We start from the raw sequence: 20,193 nt of genomic DNA, 5'->3' as shown, positions 1-20,193 counted from the left end.
ATCGAGGCGGCCGTCTGCTGCAGCGCCGAGGCCTGCTGCTCGGTGCGGGCCGACAGGTCGTTGTTGCCCGAGGCGATCTGCGAGCTGGCCGAGGCCACGCCTTCGGCGTTGCCGCGCACGCCCGAGACCACGCGCGCCAGGCTGTGGCGCATCTCGCCCAGGGCGGTGAGCAACTGGCCCATTTCATCCTTGCCGCCGGGCGGCACCTCGGAGGTGAGGTCGCCCCCGGCGATCGCGCGGGCGGCCTGCACGGCATGGCGCGCAGGGCCCGTCACGGCGCGGGTGATGCCGATGCCCAGCACCGCCGCCAGCGCCACGCACACCGCTAGCGTGCCCAGCACCCAGATACGCGCCAGCGAGAAGACCTGGTAGGCATCCTCCTTGGCCTGCTGCGCGGCCTCGGTGTTGATCTTCTGCAGCTCGCCCAGTGTCTCGGCGGTGGCCACGAACGCGGCCTCGGACTCGCCCGCATAGAGCATGCCCAGCGCGTCGCTCGTGAGCTCCAGGGTTTCGGTGGTGCTGAAGTCCACGTTCCGGGCGATGTCCATCAGCTTGGCCTGCAGCTCCACATAGGCGGCCTTGCGCTTCTTGTAGGCGCCGTAGACCTCGCGCTCCCTGGGGATGTCGATCAGGGCTTCGTACGTGGTTTCGACGCGGTCCAGGTCCTTGTGGCGCGCGGCCACCTGTTCGGAGAACGCCTTGACCTCGGCCGCGTTGCGCGCGGTGACCACCCCCGCCTCCGAGCGGCGCATGCGGTTGAGCAGCACCCGCAGTTCGCCGGTCTGGGACACGCTGGGCAGCAGGTTGGTGGCGATCTCGTCGGCATTGGCATGGATGCGCGACATCTGCACCAGCGCGATGGCGCCCAGCAAGGCCGTGAACAGCACCAGCGACAGGAATCCCACGCCCAGTTTGACGCCGATGCGCAGATCGGAAATTTTCATGAATCACCCTTCCGGAGGGCGCCGCCACGGCCGCCCCCATTTGTAACAAAATGCTGAGCCAGTCTATCAGTCCGGCGCGGCATCTTCTCTCAGGTGTTTCACGGTTTCGGCGTCCACGCCAGGCGCGGCCTGCGGCCGCAGCGGCCTCCAGACGCTTCCGATTCGATAGCTGCCCGCGCCGTGCCGGCGGGCACCGGGCGGCCGCCGGGCGCCTCAACCGGGCGCCGCGCGCCGCTCCCAGGCGCTACTGCGGCAGCACCTCGAACACGATGAACTGGCTGGCCTGGGTGTCGGCCGTGAAGTTGTTGTCGGCCGCCAGCACGAGCGTGCGGTGGCCGTTGGGCAGCGTGTGGCCCCAGGTGATGGCCTCGATGTTGTCCAGCTTCACGCCCTGGTAGGCCAGCGGCATCTCCAGCAGCACCCGCCGCGTCATGGGCGCATAGGTGGCGCCCGCCAGGCGCGGGGTGCCGATCACATCGGTGGTGGCGCCGGTGATCTCGGTCCACACCAGGCGGATGGTGTTGCCCACGCCCGAGGCAAAGGCACGCTCCACCGCGATGAACTGGCCGTTGCCCACGGCCAGCAGGTCCGACAGGCCGTTGTCGGGCCCGAACGGCGCGCCCGGCGCCGCGTCCACCGGAATCGGGGGCAAGGCGTACGCGTACTGGCCCCGGGGCCGGCCGGTGCCTGGGTCGAAGGCCGTCACGCGCACCACGCTGCCGGCCTGCAGCGTGGTGAGGGGCCCGTCCTGGACCAGCGCGTCCTCGTTGGCCGCGTACACCGTGCCGTCGGGCGCCACCGCCAGCGCCTCGAAGACCTTGTTGCTGCGCGCGCCTTCCGTGGCGTTGTCCACGTAGCGGTACATGGCGGGCATCGCCAGTTCGCGCACGAAGGCTCCCTGGGCCGTCATCTGCCGCACGAACGGCTGGAAGCGGCTGGCGGCCGTGGGGCTCCAGTTGCCTTCCGAGGCCCAGTACAGGCTGCCGTCCGGTGCGGTGCGGATGGCTTCGGGGTCCACCGTGCGGGCCGTGGCGGGGAACGGCGTGCCGTCCTCGCGCAGCATGTTCGCCTGGCGGTTGATCTTGACCGTGACGTTGCCGCTGGCACCGTAGTCGATGCCCAGGTTGTAAAAGCGCGGCGTGCCCCGCTCGCCGCCTCGGTCGTCCGAGATCGCCCAGTAGCTGCCGTCCGCCGCCCGGTCCAGACCCGAGATGCCGCCGAACTCGACCCCTTCGAACACCGTGCCCGTGGGCAGTGACGCACTGCCCAGCAGCCGCAGGGAGGCAATGGGCTGTGCGCGGCCATCGTCACCGTTGCCGCCGCAGCCCGCCAATGCAGCCGCCATCGCCACGGCGGTTGCCACGCCCACGGCCATGCGCCGCCATGAATGCACCAGTGCCATCGCCGCCGCTCCCGCCCTGCCGGGCCGTTGATTGAATGGAATGAATGAATGAACCAGGAAAGCGCCAGAGCCTAGGACGGCCGTGTTGCGGGACCATGACAGACGGGACCGGGGGCGGCAGACGGCACCGCGCGGGCGTGCCGCCCCCCGGCCATGAAAAAAGCGCACAGGCCAGGAACCTGTGCGCTTTCACCAATTGCTTCTATTTTGATAGCTGCCAGCGCTTTACCATCAATCGCTGGCGGCCTCCACGGCCTCCAATCCGGCACGAACGGCCGGTGCGGAGGCCGGGTGCGGGAATCAGGCGTTGCCGGACTTCTTGTAGGCCTCGATGCCGTCCGTGATTTCCTTCTTCGCGGCGTCCAGGCCTTCCCAGCCCAGCACCTTGACCCACTTGCCCTTTTCCAGGTCCTTGTAGTGCTCGAAGAAATGGGCGATGGCGTTGCGGCGCATGGCGTTCACGTCGTCGATGGTCTTCCAGTGGTCATACATGGGCAGCACCTTGGAGGTGGGCACGGCGATGACCTTGCCGTCCACGCCGGCCTCGTCTTCCATCATCAGGATGCCCAGCGGGCGGCAGGGCACGACAACACCGGGGAACAGGGGGTAAGGCGTGATCACCAGCACATCCACCGGGTCGCCGTCGCCCGACAGCGTCTGCGGCACGTAGCCGTAGTTCGTGGGGTAGTGCATGGCCGTGGTCATGAAACGGTCCACGAAAATGGCGCCCGATTCCTTGTCCACTTCGTACTTGATCGGGTCGGCGTTCATCGGGATTTCGATGACGACATTGAAGGCGTCGGGGACGTTCTTGCCTGGGGGGACGTTGTTGAGGGACATGTCTTTGGATAGTGGTTTGAAAACGATAACCCGCGAGGCATCCGGCGCTGACGCAGCGCAATGAAGCGTCGGGATTAACCCTGATTTTAGGCGCACGCCCCTTTCTGCCCGCTTGCAAACCGGCGTTTGCCTGTAAATTGGGCCCGTTGGCCAATCGACTCCTGCCGCGAAATGCCCAGGGAGCACGAGGAAGCAACGCAACGGAAGCACCACCGTCCCGCGTTGTGATGTTTCCTTCCGTGCAACTGAATATTTCAAGGAGTGACGAATGGCTGGAAATACAGCGCTGACTGCCCCTCTGATACTGGCTCTGGTTTGCGGATTGATTGCGGTGGCCTATGGCATCTGGGCCCGGGGATGGATCCTGGCCAAGGACCCCGGCAACGCCCGCATGCAGGAGATCGCCGCCGCCATCCAGGCCGGCGCCGCCGCCTACCTCGCCCGCCAGTACAAGACCATCGCCATCGTCGGCGTGGTGCTGGCGGTTCTCATCGGCATCTTTCTGGACGGCACCACGGCCGTGGGCTTCGTGGTGGGCGCGGTGCTCTCGGGCGCCTGCGGCTTCATCGGCATGAACGTGTCGGTGCGCGCCAATGTGCGCACGGCGCAGGCCGCCACACACGGCATCGGCCCGGCGCTGGACGTGGCGTTCCGTGGCGGCGCCATCACCGGCATGCTGGTGGTGGGGCTGGGGCTGCTGGGCGTCACGGGCTTTTACTGGTTCCTGGCGGGCAACGGCAACCTCACGCCCACGGCCAACCTGGCCAATCTGCTCAACCCGCTGATCGGCTTTGCGTTCGGCTCGTCGCTGATCTCGATCTTCGCGCGGCTCGGTGGCGGCATCTTCACCAAGGGCGCCGACGTGGGCGCCGATCTGGTGGGCAAGGTGGAGGCCGGCATCCCTGAAGACGACCCGCGCAACCCCGCCGTGATCGCCGACAACGTGGGCGACAACGTGGGCGACTGCGCCGGCATGGCGGCCGACCTGTTCGAGACTTATGCGGTGACGCTGATCGCCACCATGGTGCTGGGTGCGCTGCTGGTGGCGGCAGCCCCGGTCAATGCGGTGGTGTACCCGCTGGCGCTGGGCGCCGTGTCCATCGTGGCGTCGATCATCGGCTGCTTCTTCGTCAAGGCCTCGCCCGGCATGAAGAACGTGATGCCCGCGCTGTACAAGGGCCTGGCGATCGCGGGCGTGCTGTCGCTCATCGCCTTCTACTTCGTCACGATGTGGATCATGCCGGACAACGCCATCATGGCCAGCGGCAGCCAGATGCGCCTGTTTGGCGCCTGCTTCACCGGGCTGGCGCTGACGGCTGCGCTGGTCTGGATCACTGAGTTCTACACCGGCACGCAGTATTCGCCCGTGCAGCACATCGCGCAGGCCTCGACCACCGGGCACGGCACCAACATCATCGCGGGCCTGGGCGTGTCGATGCGATCCACCGCCTGGCCGGTGATCTTCGTGTGCCTGGCCATCCTCTCGGCCTACCAGCTCGCGGGCCTGTACGGCATTGCGGTGGCGGCCATGTCCATGCTGTCCATGGCGGGCATCGTGGTGGCGCTGGACGCCTACGGCCCCATCACCGACAACGCCGGCGGCATCGCCGAGATGGCAGAGCTGCCCAGCAGCGTGCGCGACATCACCGACCCGCTGGACGCCGTGGGCAACACCACCAAGGCCGTGACCAAGGGCTATGCGATCGGCTCGGCCGGCCTGGCCGCGCTGGTGCTGTTCGCCGACTACACGCACAAGCTGGAGAGCTACGGCCGCGCCATCACGTTCGACCTGTCCGACCCGCTGGTCATCATCGGCCTGTTCATCGGCGGCCTGATCCCCTACCTGTTCGGCGCCATGGCCATGGAGGCCGTGGGCCGCGCGGCCGGCGCCGTGGTGGTGGAGGTGCGCCGCCAGTTCAACACCATCCCCGGCATCATGGACGGCACAGGCAAGCCCGAGTACGGCAAGGCCGTGGACATGCTGACCACCGCCGCCATCAAGGAGATGGTGATCCCCAGCCTGCTGCCCGTGGTCGTGCCCATCGTGGTGGGCCTGCTGCTGGGGCCCAAGGCGCTGGGCGGCTTGCTCATGGGCACCATCGTCACCGGCCTGTTCGTGGCCATCAGCATGTGCACCGGCGGTGGCGCCTGGGACAATGCCAAGAAATACATCGAGGACGGCCACCACGGCGGCAAGGGCAGCGAGGCCCACAAGGCCGCCGTGACCGGTGATACCGTGGGCGACCCCTACAAGGACACCGCCGGCCCGGCCATCAACCCGCTGATCAAGATCATCAACATCGTGGCGCTGCTGATCGTGCCGCTGGTGGTCAAGTTCCACGGCGGGTAGGTCGCCCGCGCCAGGCAGTCACCAGGCCTGACCCGCCTGGAATAGAGGGCAACCAGGGGCTTCGGCCCCTTTTTGCCGCGTACCATGATGGCTACCGGTATCTCTTCAGAGAAGATGGCCTTGAAACACACCGCATCGTCCGCCCCTGCCCCCTCCGACAGCCACGCCTCGCCGTACCAGCGCATCGTGCACGGCGTGGTGGCGGAGTCCAGGCACCTGATGGAGCGCGTCGCCGAGGCCGCGCGCATGTCCCTGCAGGCGCGCCTGGACACCGCCCGCACCCCCGGCGAGCACCATGCCATGCTGGAAGCACGGCAGCAGCTCTCGCGGCTGGCCTTCGTGATGAGCGAGCGCTATCCCGACGCGCTGCGCAAGGCGCTCGACCAGGAAACCACGCGCAAGGACGAAAAATCCTCGCGCTCCCTGTTCACCGTCCATTTCGATGAACTCGAACTGATGGACGAGTCGCAGATCAGCGAAAGCGTCGAGCGTGCCCGTGCCCGCCAGGTCCTGATCTCCGCCGTCGAGGGGCCGCTGGCCGACCTGGACGCCCTGGTGTGCGCAGCGCAGGGGCTGCCGAAAGTGCTGCCCGACCAGAACCCCCTGCGCCCCGAGGTCTTCCTGCAGGCGCTGCAGGCCGTGGTGTCGCAGATGCAGGTCACGGACCAGGTGCGGCACGACTGGATGGGGCACCTGGCGCAGGCGCTGGGTACAGAGCTGCGCGGGCTGTACCTCGCCCAGACCGCGCAGCTGCGGCAAAGCGGCGTGCAGCCCGTGGGCTACGCCATGCGCCAGGCCGACGGCCAGGTCGTCTATGTCGCGCCAGCCGAGGGCGGCGCGTCCCCCGGCTTCGCCGCCGACACCGACCTGTCCGCCTCGGGGGGGGCCGCCGACCCGCTGCTCACGCTCGACCGCCTGCGCCGGCTCCTGCTGGGCGAACTCAGCGACAAGCCCGCCCCGGTACCGGAACACGGGCCTGCGCCCCAGGAAAACTTCGCCGAGCGGTTCGCGCGCGAGTTCGAGAACCCCGACCAGCTTCCGGCGCTCGATCCACCCCCCACGGATTTCGCCATCACCGTGCCCGCCGCCTTCGAGGCACTGCAGGAGATGAACCAGGTCGGCCACATGATGGAGCGCCTGGGAAACCAGCGCCCTCCGGCAGGCGGCGGCGAGGGAGCGAGCTCCGCGGCCACGCCGCGCCGGCACGCCAGCGGGCTCGGTCAGGCCCTGAGCATGGAGGTGGTCGCGCTGATGGTGGACAACATCGCGCGCGACAGCCGGCTGCTGTGGCCCGTGCAGCAGTTCGTGCGGGCGCTGGAGCCCGCGCTGATGCAGCTGGCGCTGGCCGACCCCCGTTTCTTCAGCCACAAGGAGCATTCCGCGCGCCGCCTGCTGCAGGACATCACCGACCGCAGCCTCGCCTTCAACAGCACCGAGGCGCCCGGTTTCCAGAGCTTCATGCGGTCGCTCATGAACATTGCGGGCCCGCTGGCCACGGCCACCATCGAGGGCCCCCACGATTTCGAGCAGGTGCTGCAGCAGCTGCACGCCAAATGGGAGCAGAGGGAGCAGGCGGGCAAGCAGGAGCGCTTGCGCGCCATCGAGGCGCTGCAGCACGCTGAGCAGCGCCACCTCCTGGCGACCAAGATATCGCGCGACATCTGGCTGCTGCCCGACATCGGCAAGGTTCCCGACGCCATCTCCCGATTCCTGCTCGGCCCCTGGGCCAAGGTCATGGCCGAGGCGCGCCTGGCCGACAAGACCGGCAGCACCGACCCGGGCCGCTACCAGGAAGTGGTGGACGCGCTCATCTGGAGCGCGCAGCCCGAGCTGACGCGCATGAACACGGGCCAGCTCGCGCGCCTGCTTCCCAAGCTGCTGGCCAAGCTGCGCGAGGGGCTGGTGTCCATCGACTACCCCCCGGACCGGACCGAGGCCGTCTTCGCTCTGCTGATGCAGCTGCACCAGCAGGCCTTCAAGCCCACGCCGAGGCCGGCCGCTGCGCCGCCCGCGCCCTGCGCACCGCCCGCCGAGGCGAAGGCGGCGGCGCCAGCGCAGCCCGCCCCCCTCGAGGACGAAGAGCCCTGGGTCGCGCCCTCCGAAGCCAGGGAGTCGGGCTTCATGGAATCCTCGCAGTCTCCCGAGTCCGAGAGGCCGGAGCCCGTGCCGGCGCCCGAGGCGGGCGAGGCGCCGGGCATCCCCCCGCTGGCCATCGGCAGCTGGGTGAACCTGCTGGTCGCAGGCAAGTGGGAGCGGACCCAGCTGTCGTGGATCGGCTCGAACGGAACCTTCTTCCTTTTCACCAGCGCCTCCGGCCACACCCAGTCGATGACCCTGCGGCTGGTGGACCGGCTCATCCAGCAAGGCGCCCTGCACGTGCTCTCCCAGCAGACCGTGGTGGACGGCGCGCTGGATGCCGTGGCACAGATCGCCATGCGCAACAGCGTGGAGAGCAGGCTCTGATCCGCTCCTGAATCAAGAGCAGCCAACGCATATTTCACAAGCGCTGAGGGCTTTCTTGCCTGCCACCGCGCGGCGAGCCGCGCCGTCCGGCCGCCCAAGGTCCCAAATATCGTGGCACGGCCTATCGTTCCCCTGATGGTCAAACGCCACGGCGGGTGATAGGCTCTCCACGTCCAGTCCAAGGCTTTGCGACATTCGAGAGATCGAGGGGATTTGTCAGGGCCTTAGCCCGCTTCGGCGGGCTTTTTTACGCCGGTGCCGCTCCAGCAGGCCTTTTTACACAGCCTCCCGCGCGGCGGGCAACGCAAGCACCACCCGCAGGCCACCCAGGTCGGCCGGCTCCAGGTCCAGCCGCCCGCCGTAGATGGCCGCCAGGTCCTGCACGATGGCAAGGCCCAGCCCCGTGCCTGGCACCGTCTCGTCCAGCCGCACACCACGTTCCACAGCCTGTGCACGCTGCGCGGCACCGATGCCGGGGCCGTCATCCTCGACACTGACCACAACCTGTGGCTGCCGCCCGCCGAGGGCCTGCGCCCGCAGCCGCACGGTGGACTGCGCCCATTTGCAGGCGTTGTCCAACAGGTTGCCCAGCATTTCCTGCAGATCCTGCGCCTCGCCTGCAAAGAACAGCGGAGCATCGGGCAACGCTACCCTGATGTCCAGGCCCCTCCCGGCATGCACCTTGTTCATGACACGCACCAGTCCGCCCACCACCGGCTCCAGCGCCGTGCGCTGGCCGGGCAGGCGCGCCGATGCGGCCAAGCGTGACCGTGCCAGGTGCCAGTCGATGTGGCGCCGCGCGACCCGCACCTGGTCGTGCACCAGCGCCGCCAGCGCGCCCCCATCATCGGATGGTGGAGCGCGCGCCGCGTTCTCCAGCACGGTCAGCGGTGTTTTCAAGGCGTGCGCCAGATTGCCCGCCTGGGTGCGCGCGCGTTCCACCACCTCGGCGTTGCGGCCCAGAACGGCGTTGAAGTCATCCACCAGCGGCTGCACCTCGACAGGGAATGCGCCCTGCAGCTGGGTGGCCCGCGCCTGCTGCACATCCAGCAAACCCCGCTGCAGCGCCCGCAAGGGCTTGAGCCCCACCGCCACCTGGGCCCAGGCGGCCGCTGCCAGCAGCACCAGCAGCGCCGCCAGCGACAGCGCCAGCACGCGCGTGAAGCGCGCGGTGGCCGCCTGCGTGGCCTGCAGATCGGCCGCCACGATCAGGCGCCAGCGCGCCGTTTCCGCGCCCTCGGCACGCACCGAGCGCTCCAGCACCAGCAACGGCGCGCCCTGCGGGCCAGCCACTTCATGCACATGCACGGCGCCATCGGTCAGCGCATCCACCTGCAAGGCCAGGCTGGTGTCCCACAACGAGCGCGAACGCAGCACCCCGGCACGGCCGTGTCCATCGGGGGCCATGGCGTCCACCTGCCAGTACAGGCCGGAATAGGGTTTGAGCCAGCGCGGGTCCGACAGCGCCTGCGCAGCGATCGCCGGCCGGCCCTGGGCATCAAACTCCAGGCGCGCCGTGACCTGGTCCAGCTGCTGCAGGAGGGCCGCCTCGAACTGGCGCTGCACATGCTCGCGGAACAGCCCGCTGAGCACCACGCCAGCCAGCACCACGGCCACCGCCACCCCCGCGACCGTCACGGCCAGCAGCCGAAACCGCAGGGAGCGCGACCAGTGCAGACCGCTCCAGCTCATGGCGGCACCAGGCGGTAGCCCATGCCACGCACCGTCTCGATACGCGCAGCGTGGACCGACAGCGAATGCAGCTTTTTTCGCAAGCGCCCGACAAAGACTTCGATGGTGTTGGAGTCCCGGTCAAAGTCCTGTGCGTAGATGTGTTCGGTCAGCTCGGCGCGCGATACCAGCACGCCGGGCCGGTGCATGAGGTAGGCGAGCACCTTGTACTCATGCGCCGTCAGCGCCACGGGCTGGCCCGCGCAGGTCACACGGCCACTGCGGGTGTCCAGCGACCAGTCGCCACACTGCAGCACCGCCGACGCCAGCCCGCTGGCGCGGCGGATGAGTGCGCGCAGGCGCGCCAGCAGTTCTTCCTGGTGAAATGGTTTGGTCAGGTAGTCATCGGCACCGGCGTCGATACCCGCCACCTTTTCGTGCCAGTTGTCCCGCGCGGTGAGGATCAGCACCGGCATGTTGCGCCCCTCGGCCCGCCAGCGCTTGAGCACCGTGAGCCCGTCCACCACCGGCAGGCCCAGGTCCAGCACCACGGCATCCACCGCCTCGGTGTCGCCCAGAAACTGCGCGTCGCGCCCGTTGTCGGCTTCGTCCACGGTGTAGCCAGCGCCGTGCAGCGCCGTGCGCAGCTGGGCGCGCAGCAGCGTGTCGTCTTCTACCAGGAGGATGCGCATGGATGGCTAATTGCGAGGCCGCTCTTGCCGATGCTCTCGGCCGGTGCGTTGATCGTCGCGCGATTTGATGCGCAATACCTCGGCCGTGCGCGCATCCAGCTTGACCTTGGTCAACTGCCCCGCAGGTGTGAGCAGCTTGATCTCGTAAATCCAGCGATCCCGCTCCTGCTCCAGCTCCACTTCCAGCACCTGACCGGGCACTTCGCGCTGCAGGCGCTCCAGCACTGCGGGCAAGGGCAGCACCTGGCCTGCCTGCACGGCCTGCCGGGCGCGGTCATGGTCGTCATGGCCGCTGGCCGCAGCGGACGGCGCGACCAACGCCGTGCCCCACAGCGCCCACGCAGCCACCGCCAGGCGTGCGGCGTGGCGGCGAGTGGGTGTGCGGCAGCTCGTCGAAAACATGGGCCATTGTCCTGCGCAGTTTCTGAACGGCCGATGAACGGCTCTTTCACGCGCCGTTCAGGCCGCCGTTTCAACAATGGCAACACACGAAGACACTCAAAAGGACCCCACGATGACAACCGTTCGCCACCTGGCACTTGCAGCACTGTTTGCTTGGACAGTAGCCAGCCCGAGCCACGCCGCAGACACCACCGCCGCCCAGCAGCTCGCCCACTGGAGCGCACAGGCCGGCAGTCCGGGCAACGCCGACAAGGGCCAAGTGCTCTTCACCACCCGCCACGGCGGCGAGTGGTCCTGCGCCTCGTGCCACGGCACGCCGCCCACCGCGCAAGGCAAACACGCCAGCACTGGCAAATCGATTGCGCCCTTGGCCCCGGCGTTCAACCCCAAGGCCTTCACCGACACCGCCAAGGTCGAAAAATGGTTTCGCCGCAATTGCAACGACGTGCTGAGCCGCGAATGCACAGCCGTCGAAAAAGCCGATGTGCTGGCCTACCTCAGCGCCCTCAAGCCTTGAACTGCAGCACCATGAAAAAACTTTCCCACCTCGGCCCCGCTACCATGGCCGCCGTCCTCTGCGTGCTCACCACGATGACGCTGTCCGACGCCCATGCAGACAGAGGGCGCGCAGTGCCCCGCAACGTGCCCAGTGCCTACACGCAGGAATGCGCCGCCTGCCACACCGCCTACCCGCCCGGCCTGCTGCCCGCTGCGTCGTGGAACCGCGTGATGACGGGCCTGCACAAGCACTACGGCACCGACGCATCGCTCGACGCAGCCACCGTGCGCCAGCTCAACCAGTGGCTGCAGGCCCACGCAGGCACCTACAAGCGCGTGAACGAGGAGCTGCCCGCAGATCGCATCACCCGCTCGGCCTGGTTTGAACGCAAGCACCGAAAGATAGAACCCGCCACCTGGAAGCTCGCTAGCGTGAAAAGCGCCGCCAACTGCGCGGCCTGCCACACGGGCGCGGACCAGGGGCAGTTTGACGACCACGACCTGCGCATGCCCGCAGGGCTGGATGCCCGTTCGCGTCGCGCCTGGAACGACTGACCGCCACGCACAGCCCACCTCTGGAGCCCCACAAGGAGAACACGATGAACAACACTCCCACCCTTCATCCCGCCGATGCCACGGCGCAACCCCCCCCTCCAAGGCCCCCAGCCGCAGGGTGACAGATGCGCCCACGCGCATGTTCCACTGGCTGTTTGCACTGTGCTTTGCGGGGGCCTACGCCACGGCCGACGGCGAGCACTGGCGGCTGCTGCACGTGACACTGGGCTACACCATGGCGGGGCTGCTGGGCTTTCGCTTGCTGTACGGCATCTTCGGGCCGCGCACCTCGGGCCTGGGCCTGCTGTGGCGCAAGCTGGCGGGGGCGCCCGCATGGCTGCGCGCCCTGCCCCAGGCTCCATCGGTCACGCAGATCAACTGGCGCCAGGGTCAGAACCTGCTGATGGCGCTGGCCATCGTGTTGCTGCTGGCGCTGGTGGTGCCCCTCACGCTCAGTGGCTACGCCACGTACAACGACTGGGGCACTGCGCTGGGTGGCCACTGGATGGGAGAAGTGATGGAAGAGGTGCATGAGTTCTTCGGCAACGCCCTGCTGTTTGTGGTGCTGGCCCACATCGCGCTGATTGCAGGCTTGAGCGTGCTGTGCCGCAAGAACCAGGCGCTGCCCATGCTCACCGGCCGGGTGGAGGGCAAGGGGCCGGATCTGGTCCCGAAGAACCGCACCTGGCTCGCAGCCCTGCTGCTGATCGCGACACTGGCCTTCGGTGCCTGGCAGTGGCAGCAATCGCCCAGCGGCTGGGTTGCCAGCGGCATATCAGCCGAACGCCAACGGCACCACGATGACGACTGAGTCATAGCCACCGACCACGAAGGAAACACCCCATGAAAATCTATATGTGTGCCGTTTGCGGCTGGATCTACGACGAGGCTGCGGGCCTGCCCGACCACGGGATCGCGCCGCCCGGCACCCTCTGGGCGAACGTGCCCGCCGACTGGCGCTGCCCGGAGTGCAATGTCGGCAAGGCAGACTTTGTGATGTGCGAGGTGTGAGGAAGGAACACCGGGCGCAGCGCACTGCGCTGCATCAGGGCTGCAGACACCAGCGCGCGGTATAACGGTTGCACCGTTGCGACCCTCCTTGCAACGCAGCTTCACGGTCCACATGCCCACTACCGACTCCACTACCGGCCTCGACCCAGCCGTTGCCGCCCGGCGCCTGCGCGAGGAAGGCCCCAACGAACTGGGCATCAGCCAGCGCCGCACGCTGCGCGACATGGCCTGGGACGTGGTCACGGAGCCCATGTTCCTGCTGTTGCTGGGCGCAGGCGCCATCTACCTCGCGATGGGCGATGCGCACGAGGCGCTGATCCTGCTGGGCTTTGTGGTCATCATCATGGCGATCACGGTGCTGCAGGAGCGCCGCACCGACAACGCGCTGAATGCCTTGCGCGACCTCTCCAGCCCCCGCGCGCTGGCGTTGCGCGGCGGCACCCTGGTGCGCATTGCGGGCCGCGACGTGGTGCGCGAAGACCTGCTGATGGTTGCCGAGGGCGACCGCATACCGGCCGACGGCACGCTGCTGCAGGCCCACGAGCTGGCCGCCAACGAGTCGATGCTGACCGGTGAATCCGAGCCCGTGGCCAAGCAAACTGCCGACAAGGTGTTTGCGGGCACGCTGGTGGTCGGCGGCCAGGGCCTGGTTCGGGTCACGGCCGTGGGGCGCCACACCGAGCTGGGGCGCATTGGCCAGTCGCTCGACACCATTGCGCTGCAGGCCTCGCCGCTGCGCGAGGAAATGGCGCGACTCACGCACAAGCTGGTGCTCATCGGGCTGTCGCTGTGCGCGCTGCTGGTGGCCCTGTTCTGGGCGCTGCGCGGCGACGCGCTGCAGGCCGTGCTGGCGGGTATCACGCTGGCCATGGGCATCCTGCCGCAAGAGCTGCCCGTGATCATGATCGTCTTCCTCGCCCTGGCCGCGCGGCGGCTGGCGGCACAGCAGGTGCTGACGCGGCGGCTCAACGCTATCGAGACGCTGGGGCAGACCACCGTGCTGTGCGTGGACAAGACCGGCACCCTCACGCAAAACCGCATGGCCGTGGCGGCGCTGTGCATCGCAGGCCAAGAGCTGGATGTACAGAACCTGCGCGCAGCAGCAGGCGGCACGGCGCTGCCGGAGGCTTTCCACGAACTGCTGGAATACGCCGTGCTGGCCAGCGAGATCGAACCGCACGATCCGATGGAGCAGGCCTTTCACCGCATGGCGGGCGACCATCTGCTGGGCACTGATCATTTGCACCCCACATGGTCGCTGGCGCGCGAATACGAGCTGTCGCCCCGGCTGCTGGCCATGAGCCACCTGTGGCGCGACGGCACCTCGGCGCACGACACCGTGGCCACCAAGGGCGCGCCCGAAGCCGTGGCGGACCTCTGCCATCTGCCCGACGCCGAACGCGCCGCCGTCAGCGCCCAGGCCGCCCGCCTGGCCGACCGGGGCCTGCGGGTACTGGGCGTGGCCAAGGCCCGGCACCGCGCACAAGACACCTGGCCTGACATTCAGCACGACTTTGACTTTGAGTGGCTGGGCCTGGTGGCTCTGGCCGACCCGCTGCGCCCCGAGGTGCCCCAGGCCGTCGCGCAATGCCGCCAGGCGGGTATCCGCGTGGTGATGATCACCGGCGACCACCCTCGCACCGCCCGCGCCATTGCGGCCCAGGCGGGCATCGCCCATGAGAGCGTGGTCACCGGCGATGAGCTGGCCCAGATGCCGCCACAGGTACTGGCCGACAAGGTACGGCAGGTCAGTGTGTTTGCCCGCATCAAGCCGCACCAGAAACTGGCGCTGGTCGAAGCCCTCAAGGCCCAGGGCGAGGTGGTGGCCATGACGGGCGACGGTGTGAACGACGCCCCGGCCCTCAAGGCCGCCCACATCGGCATCGCCATGGGACAGCGCGGCACCGACGTGGCGCGCGAGGCCGCAGCCCTGGTGCTGCTGCACGACGATTTCGCAGCCATCGTGTTGGCGATTCGTCGGGGGCGGCAGACCTTTGCCAACCTGCGCCAGGCCATGGTCTACACGCTGGCGGTGCACGTGCCCATCATTGGCCTGGCGCTGCTGCCGGTGCTGCTCGGGCTGCCGCTGGTGCTGGCGCCGCTGCACATCGCGTTTCTGGAACTGGTCATCGACCCGGCCTGCTCGATCGTGTTCGAGGCCGAGGAAGGCGCTGCCGATCTCATGCAGCAGCCGCCGCGCGGGGCTGGCGAGCCCCTGCTCTCGGCACGCCACTTCCTGCTGAGCATGTTGCAAGGCAGCGTGGTGACCGCCGCCGTGGTGGGCCCGTATGCCTGGCTCCTGGGCCAGCCGGCACATGCCGCCACTGCCAGCACGGCCGCATTCGTGGTGCTGGTGGCTGCGAACGCAGCGCTCATCCTGCCCAGCCGCGGCAGCGACACCCCCGGCATCTTGGGCTGGCGCAGCCTGTGGGCGGGCCTCACCCCCGTCAGCCTGTGGGTGTCGGGGGGCACGCTGGCGGCGCTGACCGCGATCACCACCGTGCCGGGGCTGGCCAGCGCTTTCAAGTTTGCGCCGCTATCGCCCCCGCACTGGTTCATGGCGCTGCTGGCCGGGCTGGCGCTGACGGCAGTGTTTGCGGCCAACAAGCGGTGGCTGCAGCCCGCGACACTGGAGCACAATCACCCGCCTGCTTGACACACCGCCGCACGCCATGCCCATCGCTCTGGAATCAATCGACCACGTCGTCCTCACCGTTGCCAGCATCGACAAGACCATTGCGTTTTATGAGCGCGTGCTGGGCATGATCGCGCGGGAGTTCAAGCCCCGGCGGTACGCGCTGCACTTCGGCGCGCAAAAGATCAACCTGCACGAAGTAGGCACGGTGGTGGACCCCAATGTGCGCCATGCCACTGCGGGCTCGGGCGACCTGTGTTTTCTCACCAGGATGCCGCTTGACGATGTCATCGCGCACCTGCAGGCCGAAGGCGTCGCCATCGTGCAAGGCCCGGTGGGTGCAACGGGCGCACGCCACAGGCTGCGCTCGGTCTATATCTACGACCCGGATGAAAACCTGATCGAGATTGCCAACGAGGTGTGACCGGCTCGCGGCGCGGGCTGCGGCACCCGTGCCGACAACACGCTCAGAACTCCGCCGAAATCGCGGCCCGCAGCAACGCTGCGGCGGGCTCCACCAGCTCCTGCAACTGGCCCGCCCGCTCCTGCTCGATCGCCTGCAGGACCATCTCGTTGATGCCGCCCACGACCGCCATGGCCATGGTGGGCTGCAGCGGCGTCTTGCGCAGGCGCTCGCCCGGGCGGTTGTTCACCACGTCCAGCATCAGGTCGGCCAGTTGCTGGTTGGCGCGCCGCCGCGCTCCCAGGCCCGGGGCGCCCAGGCCCAGGATCTCGATGAACAGCGTGCGCAGCAGCACCGGGTTGCGCGTGAGCACGCCGAAGTACGCACCCATCGCCTGCTCCACCTGCGCCTGCCAGTCGCTGTGCGGGTCGATCGCCGCGCGCAGCACCGCGATCGCATTGCCGCTGGCCACCTCGTACAGAGCGATCAGGCACTCGGCCTTGTCGGCGAAGTTCTCGTAGAACGTGCGGCGCGACACGCTGGCCTCGCGCACGATGTCGGCGATGGTGGTGTCGGCATAGCCTTTGGAGGCCACCGCGCGGGCCATGCCCTCGAGCAGGCGGGCGCGGGGCTCGGGGGCCGGGGCGGAGGGGGCGGCGTCAGGGGTTGGCATGCGGATGGGGGCAGGAATCACAGCGGGTACTTGACAGTACCACACCCGGCAGGCATGATCCAGATCATTGGTACTTACCAGTACCAACCCTGTTCCCCGGCCTTCCCAAGGAATGTTTTCCATGACCGAACTTGTTGTCCGCCGCCTGCTGATCGACCTTGAAACCCCGTTCGAGCGCCACTGGTGCGGGGGGGATGCGTTTCGCTCGGCGTTCTTCAATGCGCTGTCGATGAGCTTTCCGGTGGGCGAGCAGTTCTTCATCGACGCCGTGAAGGACGGCCACAAGGCCCTGCCGCCCGAACAGCATGCGCGGTTCGCGGACGAAGTGCACGGCTTCATCGGCCAGGAGGCCACGCACCGCCGCATCCACGCGCTGTTCAACGGCCACCTGGAAAAGCAGGGCCTGGTCAACGAGTGGGCTCCCCGCGCGCGGGAGCGCATGAAGCTTTTCGCCCATGCCGATCCGCGCCACCCGCTGGCCGTGACCGCCGCCAACGAGCACTTCACCGCCCTGCTGGCCGAATGGCTGCTGGCGCACCCCGAAACGCTCGCCGGCGCCGAGCCGCGCCTGGCCACGATGTGGCAATGGCACTGCGCCGAAGAATCGGAGCACCGGAACACGGCCTTCGACCTGTACCAGGCCCTGGGCGGCAACCACGAATGGCGCATCACCTGGTTTCGCCGCATCACCCTGGTGTTCCTGGGCGATGTGCTGCGCCAGACCCTGGGCAACCTGCGCCGCGACGGCACGCTGTGGAAGTGGAGCACCTGGGCCAGCGCCGCCGGCACGCTGCTTGGCAAGGGCGGCCTCGTGCGCGAGACGTGGCGGCCCTGGCGCGAATACCTGCGGCGCGACTTCCACCCCGGCCAGCACGGCAGCGACCTGTCCGCGCGCTGGCTGGCCGAACACAGCGACGCCTTCACCCCCGTGGGCGCGCGCTGATGCCGGCAACGGACCACCGCGCACCGCCCCTTTGACCCGCAAGCCCCGTGCTGCTACAAACCAACCACCTGCCCTGCACCGCGCGGCCTGCCCCCGGCCACCGGGGCAGGCGCTGACCACGACGAGCTGAAACATGACATCCAACAGAACGCACCGGCGCAAGAGCCGGGCAGGCGAAGCTTTGCTGTGCCTGATCGCCACCGTCCCCTTCGCGCTTGCCGCCGGGGCCGCACATGCGCAACCCATGGCGTTCGACGCCGCGCTGCAGCAGCTCGGCCAGCGCTCCGACCAGCTTGCCGCCTCGAAAAGCGCCATCGAGAGCGCACGGCTGCGCCGCGATGCGATGCAGCGCCTGGGCGGCCCGGTGGTCAACCTCACCGGCGCGGCCTATGCCTACAACGCCAACCTGGATGTGGACCTGAACCCGCTCAACCGCGTGCTGCCCGGCGTGCTGTCGCAGCTGCCGCCACAGCTGGCGGCCCCACTGGCGCAGCTGCCACACCTGCCGTCGAGCTACACGCTCAACCGCCACAAGAGCGACACCACCAGCTCCGTCTCGGCCGTCTGGCCGATCTACATGGGGGGCGCCAGCCAGGCGGCGCGCGGCCTGCTCGATGCGCAGACCCACGAGGCCGAGGCCGACGCCGCCAGGACGGGCCATGAAGCGACCACGCTGCTGGTGCAGCGCTACTTCGGCACCCAGCTGGCCGAGCGGGCGGCCGCGCTGCGCGAGGCGGCCCTGGCCACCATCGAGCAGCACGACGCGGCCGCGCAGAAGATGCTGGACGCTGGCGTGATCGCCCGCGTGGAGCGCCTGCAGGCCCGCTCCGCCCTGGAAGAGGCCCGCCGCAACGCCCGCAAGGCGCGCGACGATGCCGAGCTGGCCGCCACCGCCCTCACCCGCACGCTCAAGGCCAGCGAGCGCGTGACGCCCACCAGCCCGCTGTTCGTGCTGAACGGGCCGCTCGAGCCCCTGCCGCAGTTCATCGACACCGCGCTCGCGCGCCACCCGGGCCTGTCCAAGGTGGCCGCCAAGAAGGAGCAGGCCACGCAGCTGCACGCCGCGCAGGAGGCACTGCGCAAGCCCCAGGTGTTCGCCTTCGGCCAGCGCCAGCTCAAGACCGGCAAGGAGGCCGACTGGGTGGCGGGCGTGGGCGTGCGCTGGACGCTGTGGGATTCGATCGACCGCAATGCGCTGGCCGAGTCGTCCAACCGCCAGATCGAGCAGGCCGAGCGCACCGGCGCGCAGGCGCAGAACGACATCGCCCTGCTGGTGGAAAAGCGCTGGCTGGGCGTGGAGCAGGCCCGCCGCCAGTTCCTGGCCATGGCCCCCAGCCTGGAACTGGCCGACGAGGTGCTGCGCCTGCGCGCTGCGGGCCTGAAGGCCGGCACCAGCACCACGCTGGACCTGATCGACGCGCAAGTGAACCAGGCCAAGGCCCAGACCGAACGCGCCCAGGCGGCGCATGACTACGTGAAGGCCCTGGCCGACCTGCTGGAGAGCTGCGGCCTGTCGGAAGACTTTGGCAACTACATGGCGCGCGCCGATGCGGTGCGGCTGGAATGAACGAAGGCGAAACGAACGAAGGCGAATGACATGAGCAACAGCAAGAACAACAGCAAGAAGGCCGCCGTGATCGGCACCGTGGCCGTCGTGGCCGTGGCCGGTTTCGTGGGCTTTGGCCTGTGGAAGGCCTCGCAGCCCGCACCCGAGCTTTTCCAGGGCCAGATGGAGGCCCAGGAGGCCGACATCGCTCCCAAGGTGACCGCGCGCATCGCGCAGATCCTGGTGAAGGAAGGCGACCAGATCGCCGTGGGCGCGCCGCTGATCCGCATGGACAGCCCCGAGGTCAAGGCCAAGCTGGCCCAGGCCACCGCCGCGCAGGAGGCCGCCCAGGCCGTGGCCGACAAGGCCCAGCACGGCGCCCGCCCGCAGGAAATCGAAATGGCCCGGCTGAACTGGCAGCGCGCCGTGGCCGCCGCCGACCTGGCCGAGTCCTCCTTCAAGCGCGTGGACGGCCTGGCCCGCGAGGGCCTGGTGGCCGCGCAAAAGCGTGACGAGGCCGAGGCCAACTTCAAGGCATCGCGCGACCAGGCGCTGGCCGCCAGGGCCCAGTACGACCTGGCCCGCGCCGGCGCCCGCCCCGAGGACCGCTCGGCCGCCAGCGCCCAGGCGCGCCAGGTCGCGGGCGTGGTGGCCGAGGTCGAGGCCGCCCAGGCCGAGACCGAGCTCAAGAGCCCCGTGGCGGGCGAAGTGGCCAAGGTGCTGGCCCGCACCGGCGAACTCTCTCCCCAGGGCGTGGCCGTGGTCACCGTGGTGGACCTCAAGGACCAGTGGGTGGTGCTGAACGTGCGCGAGGACCGCCTGCAGCGCTTTGCCATCGGCAGCGAGTTCGACGCCACGCTGCCGGCCCTGGGCAACAAGGCGGTGAAGTTCAAGGTCTACCACACCGGCGCCCTGCCCGACTTCGCCACCTGGCGCGCCACGCGCGCGGGCCAGGGCTTCGACGCCCGCACCTTCGAGGTGCGCGCCCGCCCCGCCGCGCCCATCGAGGGCGCGCGCCCCGGCATGACGGTGCTGGTGCAGTGAAATGTACCGACACCCCCTGAGCGCCTGCGGCGCTTCCCCCCGGCTCTCGCAACGCTGTACGTTGCGGGCAGGGGAACGCAGCCCTCGCCGCGGGGCGGCCCTTGTCGGGCTGCCCTGGCTG

17 protein-coding genes and 1 pseudogene are annotated in these 20,193 nt (G+C 68.9%); 11 read left to right on the top strand and 7 right to left on the bottom strand.

Annotated features, from left to right (window positions below):
* The 3 genes from AC07PV_RS24620 to ppa form a co-directional block, all read right to left on the bottom strand.
* Positions 1-944 (bottom strand): methyl-accepting chemotaxis protein (locus AC07PV_RS24620; protein ID WP_494616587.1); only part of this gene is annotated, 944 nt, incomplete at its 3' end.
* A gap of 244 nt (positions 945-1,188) precedes the next feature.
* Entirely contained in the window at positions 1,189-2,346 is a 1,158-nt protein-coding gene (locus AC07PV_RS24615; protein ID WP_492253456.1) for an esterase-like activity of phytase family protein, read from the bottom strand.
* 300 nt (positions 2,347-2,646) lie between these two features.
* The gene (gene ppa / locus AC07PV_RS24610; RefSeq protein WP_218297607.1) at positions 2,647-3,186 is read right to left on the bottom strand and encodes an inorganic diphosphatase; all 540 of its coding nucleotides are present in this window, start codon (positions 3,184-3,186) and stop codon (positions 2,647-2,649) included.
* A 268-nt stretch (positions 3,187-3,454) separates the two neighbouring features.
* Here ppa and AC07PV_RS24605 point away from each other — a divergent pair, with 268 nt between their 5' ends.
* Together AC07PV_RS24605 and AC07PV_RS24600 are read left to right on the top strand one after the other, a co-directional pair.
* On the top strand, positions 3,455-5,536 hold the full coding sequence (locus AC07PV_RS24605; protein WP_494631572.1) for a sodium-translocating pyrophosphatase: 2,082 nt from the start codon (positions 3,455-3,457) through the stop codon (positions 5,534-5,536).
* Positions 5,537-5,650: 114 nt separating this feature from the next.
* Positions 5,651-7,999 (top strand): DUF1631 family protein, encoded by a 2,349-nt coding sequence (locus AC07PV_RS24600; protein ID WP_494631570.1) that lies wholly within the window; start codon positions 5,651-5,653, stop codon positions 7,997-7,999.
* A 276-nt stretch (positions 8,000-8,275) separates the two neighbouring features.
* Here the strand turns inward: AC07PV_RS24600 and AC07PV_RS24595 are convergent, their stop codons facing one another.
* The 3 genes from AC07PV_RS24595 to AC07PV_RS24585 are packed head-to-tail and all read right to left on the bottom strand — an operon-like array spanning position 8,276 to position 10,764.
* Positions 8,276-9,691: a sensor histidine kinase gene (locus AC07PV_RS24595; protein WP_494597381.1), complete on the bottom strand. Its 1,416-nt coding sequence runs from the start codon at positions 9,689-9,691 to the stop codon at positions 8,276-8,278.
* The gene (locus AC07PV_RS24590) at positions 9,688-10,362 is read right to left on the bottom strand and encodes a response regulator (RefSeq protein WP_218297611.1); all 675 of its coding nucleotides are present in this window, start codon (positions 10,360-10,362) and stop codon (positions 9,688-9,690) included. The genes AC07PV_RS24595 and AC07PV_RS24590 overlap by 4 nt, the downstream gene beginning before the upstream one ends.
* A gap of 6 nt (positions 10,363-10,368) precedes the next feature.
* Positions 10,369-10,764, bottom strand: coding sequence for a PepSY domain-containing protein (locus AC07PV_RS24585; RefSeq protein WP_010458002.1), 396 nt, complete (start codon positions 10,762-10,764; stop codon positions 10,369-10,371).
* A gap of 112 nt (positions 10,765-10,876) precedes the next feature.
* Between AC07PV_RS24585 and AC07PV_RS24580 the strand changes: the two genes are divergently transcribed.
* The 6 genes and pseudogenes from AC07PV_RS24580 to AC07PV_RS24555 all read left to right on the top strand — a co-directional run bounded on the left by AC07PV_RS24580 (position 10,877) and on the right by AC07PV_RS24555 (position 15,887).
* Complete coding sequence (locus AC07PV_RS24580; protein ID WP_494597382.1) at positions 10,877-11,281, top strand: DUF1924 domain-containing protein; 405 nt, start codon at positions 10,877-10,879, stop codon at positions 11,279-11,281.
* A gap of 11 nt (positions 11,282-11,292) precedes the next feature.
* The gene (locus AC07PV_RS24575; RefSeq protein ID WP_494631568.1) at positions 11,293-11,817 is read left to right on the top strand and encodes a diheme cytochrome c; all 525 of its coding nucleotides are present in this window, start codon (positions 11,293-11,295) and stop codon (positions 11,815-11,817) included.
* Between the two features lie 139 nt (positions 11,818-11,956).
* On the top strand, positions 11,957-12,628 hold the full coding sequence (locus AC07PV_RS24570; RefSeq protein WP_494631567.1) for a cytochrome b/b6 domain-containing protein: 672 nt from the start codon (positions 11,957-11,959) through the stop codon (positions 12,626-12,628).
* A gap of 47 nt (positions 12,629-12,675) precedes the next feature.
* Positions 12,676-12,828 (top strand): annotated as a pseudogene (locus AC07PV_RS24565) (rubredoxin); the annotation flags it as partial.
* A 112-nt stretch (positions 12,829-12,940) separates the two neighbouring features.
* Positions 12,941-15,484 carry a cation-translocating P-type ATPase gene (locus AC07PV_RS24560; RefSeq protein WP_494631565.1) on the top strand — a complete coding sequence of 848 codons (2,544 nt, stop codon included), beginning with the start codon at positions 12,941-12,943 and terminating at the stop codon, positions 15,482-15,484.
* A 16-nt stretch (positions 15,485-15,500) separates the two neighbouring features.
* Positions 15,501-15,887, top strand: coding sequence for a VOC family protein (locus tag AC07PV_RS24555; RefSeq protein WP_218297618.1), 387 nt, complete (start codon positions 15,501-15,503; stop codon positions 15,885-15,887).
* Between the two features lie 43 nt (positions 15,888-15,930).
* On the opposite strand, the gene AC07PV_RS24550 is transcribed toward AC07PV_RS24555, so the two are convergent.
* Complete coding sequence (locus AC07PV_RS24550) at positions 15,931-16,539, bottom strand: TetR/AcrR family transcriptional regulator (RefSeq protein ID WP_218297619.1); 609 nt, start codon at positions 16,537-16,539, stop codon at positions 15,931-15,933.
* 121 nt (positions 16,540-16,660) lie between these two features.
* On the opposite strand from AC07PV_RS24550, the gene AC07PV_RS24545 reads away from it, so the two are divergent.
* From AC07PV_RS24545 to AC07PV_RS24535, 3 genes are all read left to right on the top strand, one after another.
* Entirely contained in the window at positions 16,661-17,482 is an 822-nt protein-coding gene (locus AC07PV_RS24545; protein ID WP_494631564.1) for a metal-dependent hydrolase, read from the top strand.
* A 133-nt stretch (positions 17,483-17,615) separates the two neighbouring features.
* The gene (locus tag AC07PV_RS24540) at positions 17,616-19,049 is read left to right on the top strand and encodes a TolC family protein (RefSeq protein ID WP_494631563.1); all 1,434 of its coding nucleotides are present in this window, start codon (positions 17,616-17,618) and stop codon (positions 19,047-19,049) included.
* A gap of 30 nt (positions 19,050-19,079) precedes the next feature.
* Positions 19,080-20,072 (top strand): HlyD family secretion protein, encoded by a 993-nt coding sequence (locus AC07PV_RS24535; protein WP_218297622.1) that lies wholly within the window; start codon positions 19,080-19,082, stop codon positions 20,070-20,072.
* Positions 20,073-20,193: the final 121 nt, after the last annotated feature.

The organism is Acidovorax sp. GW821-FHT09A11 (assembly GCF_059418365.1).
This window is presented reverse-complemented; position numbering and strand designations above follow the sequence as displayed.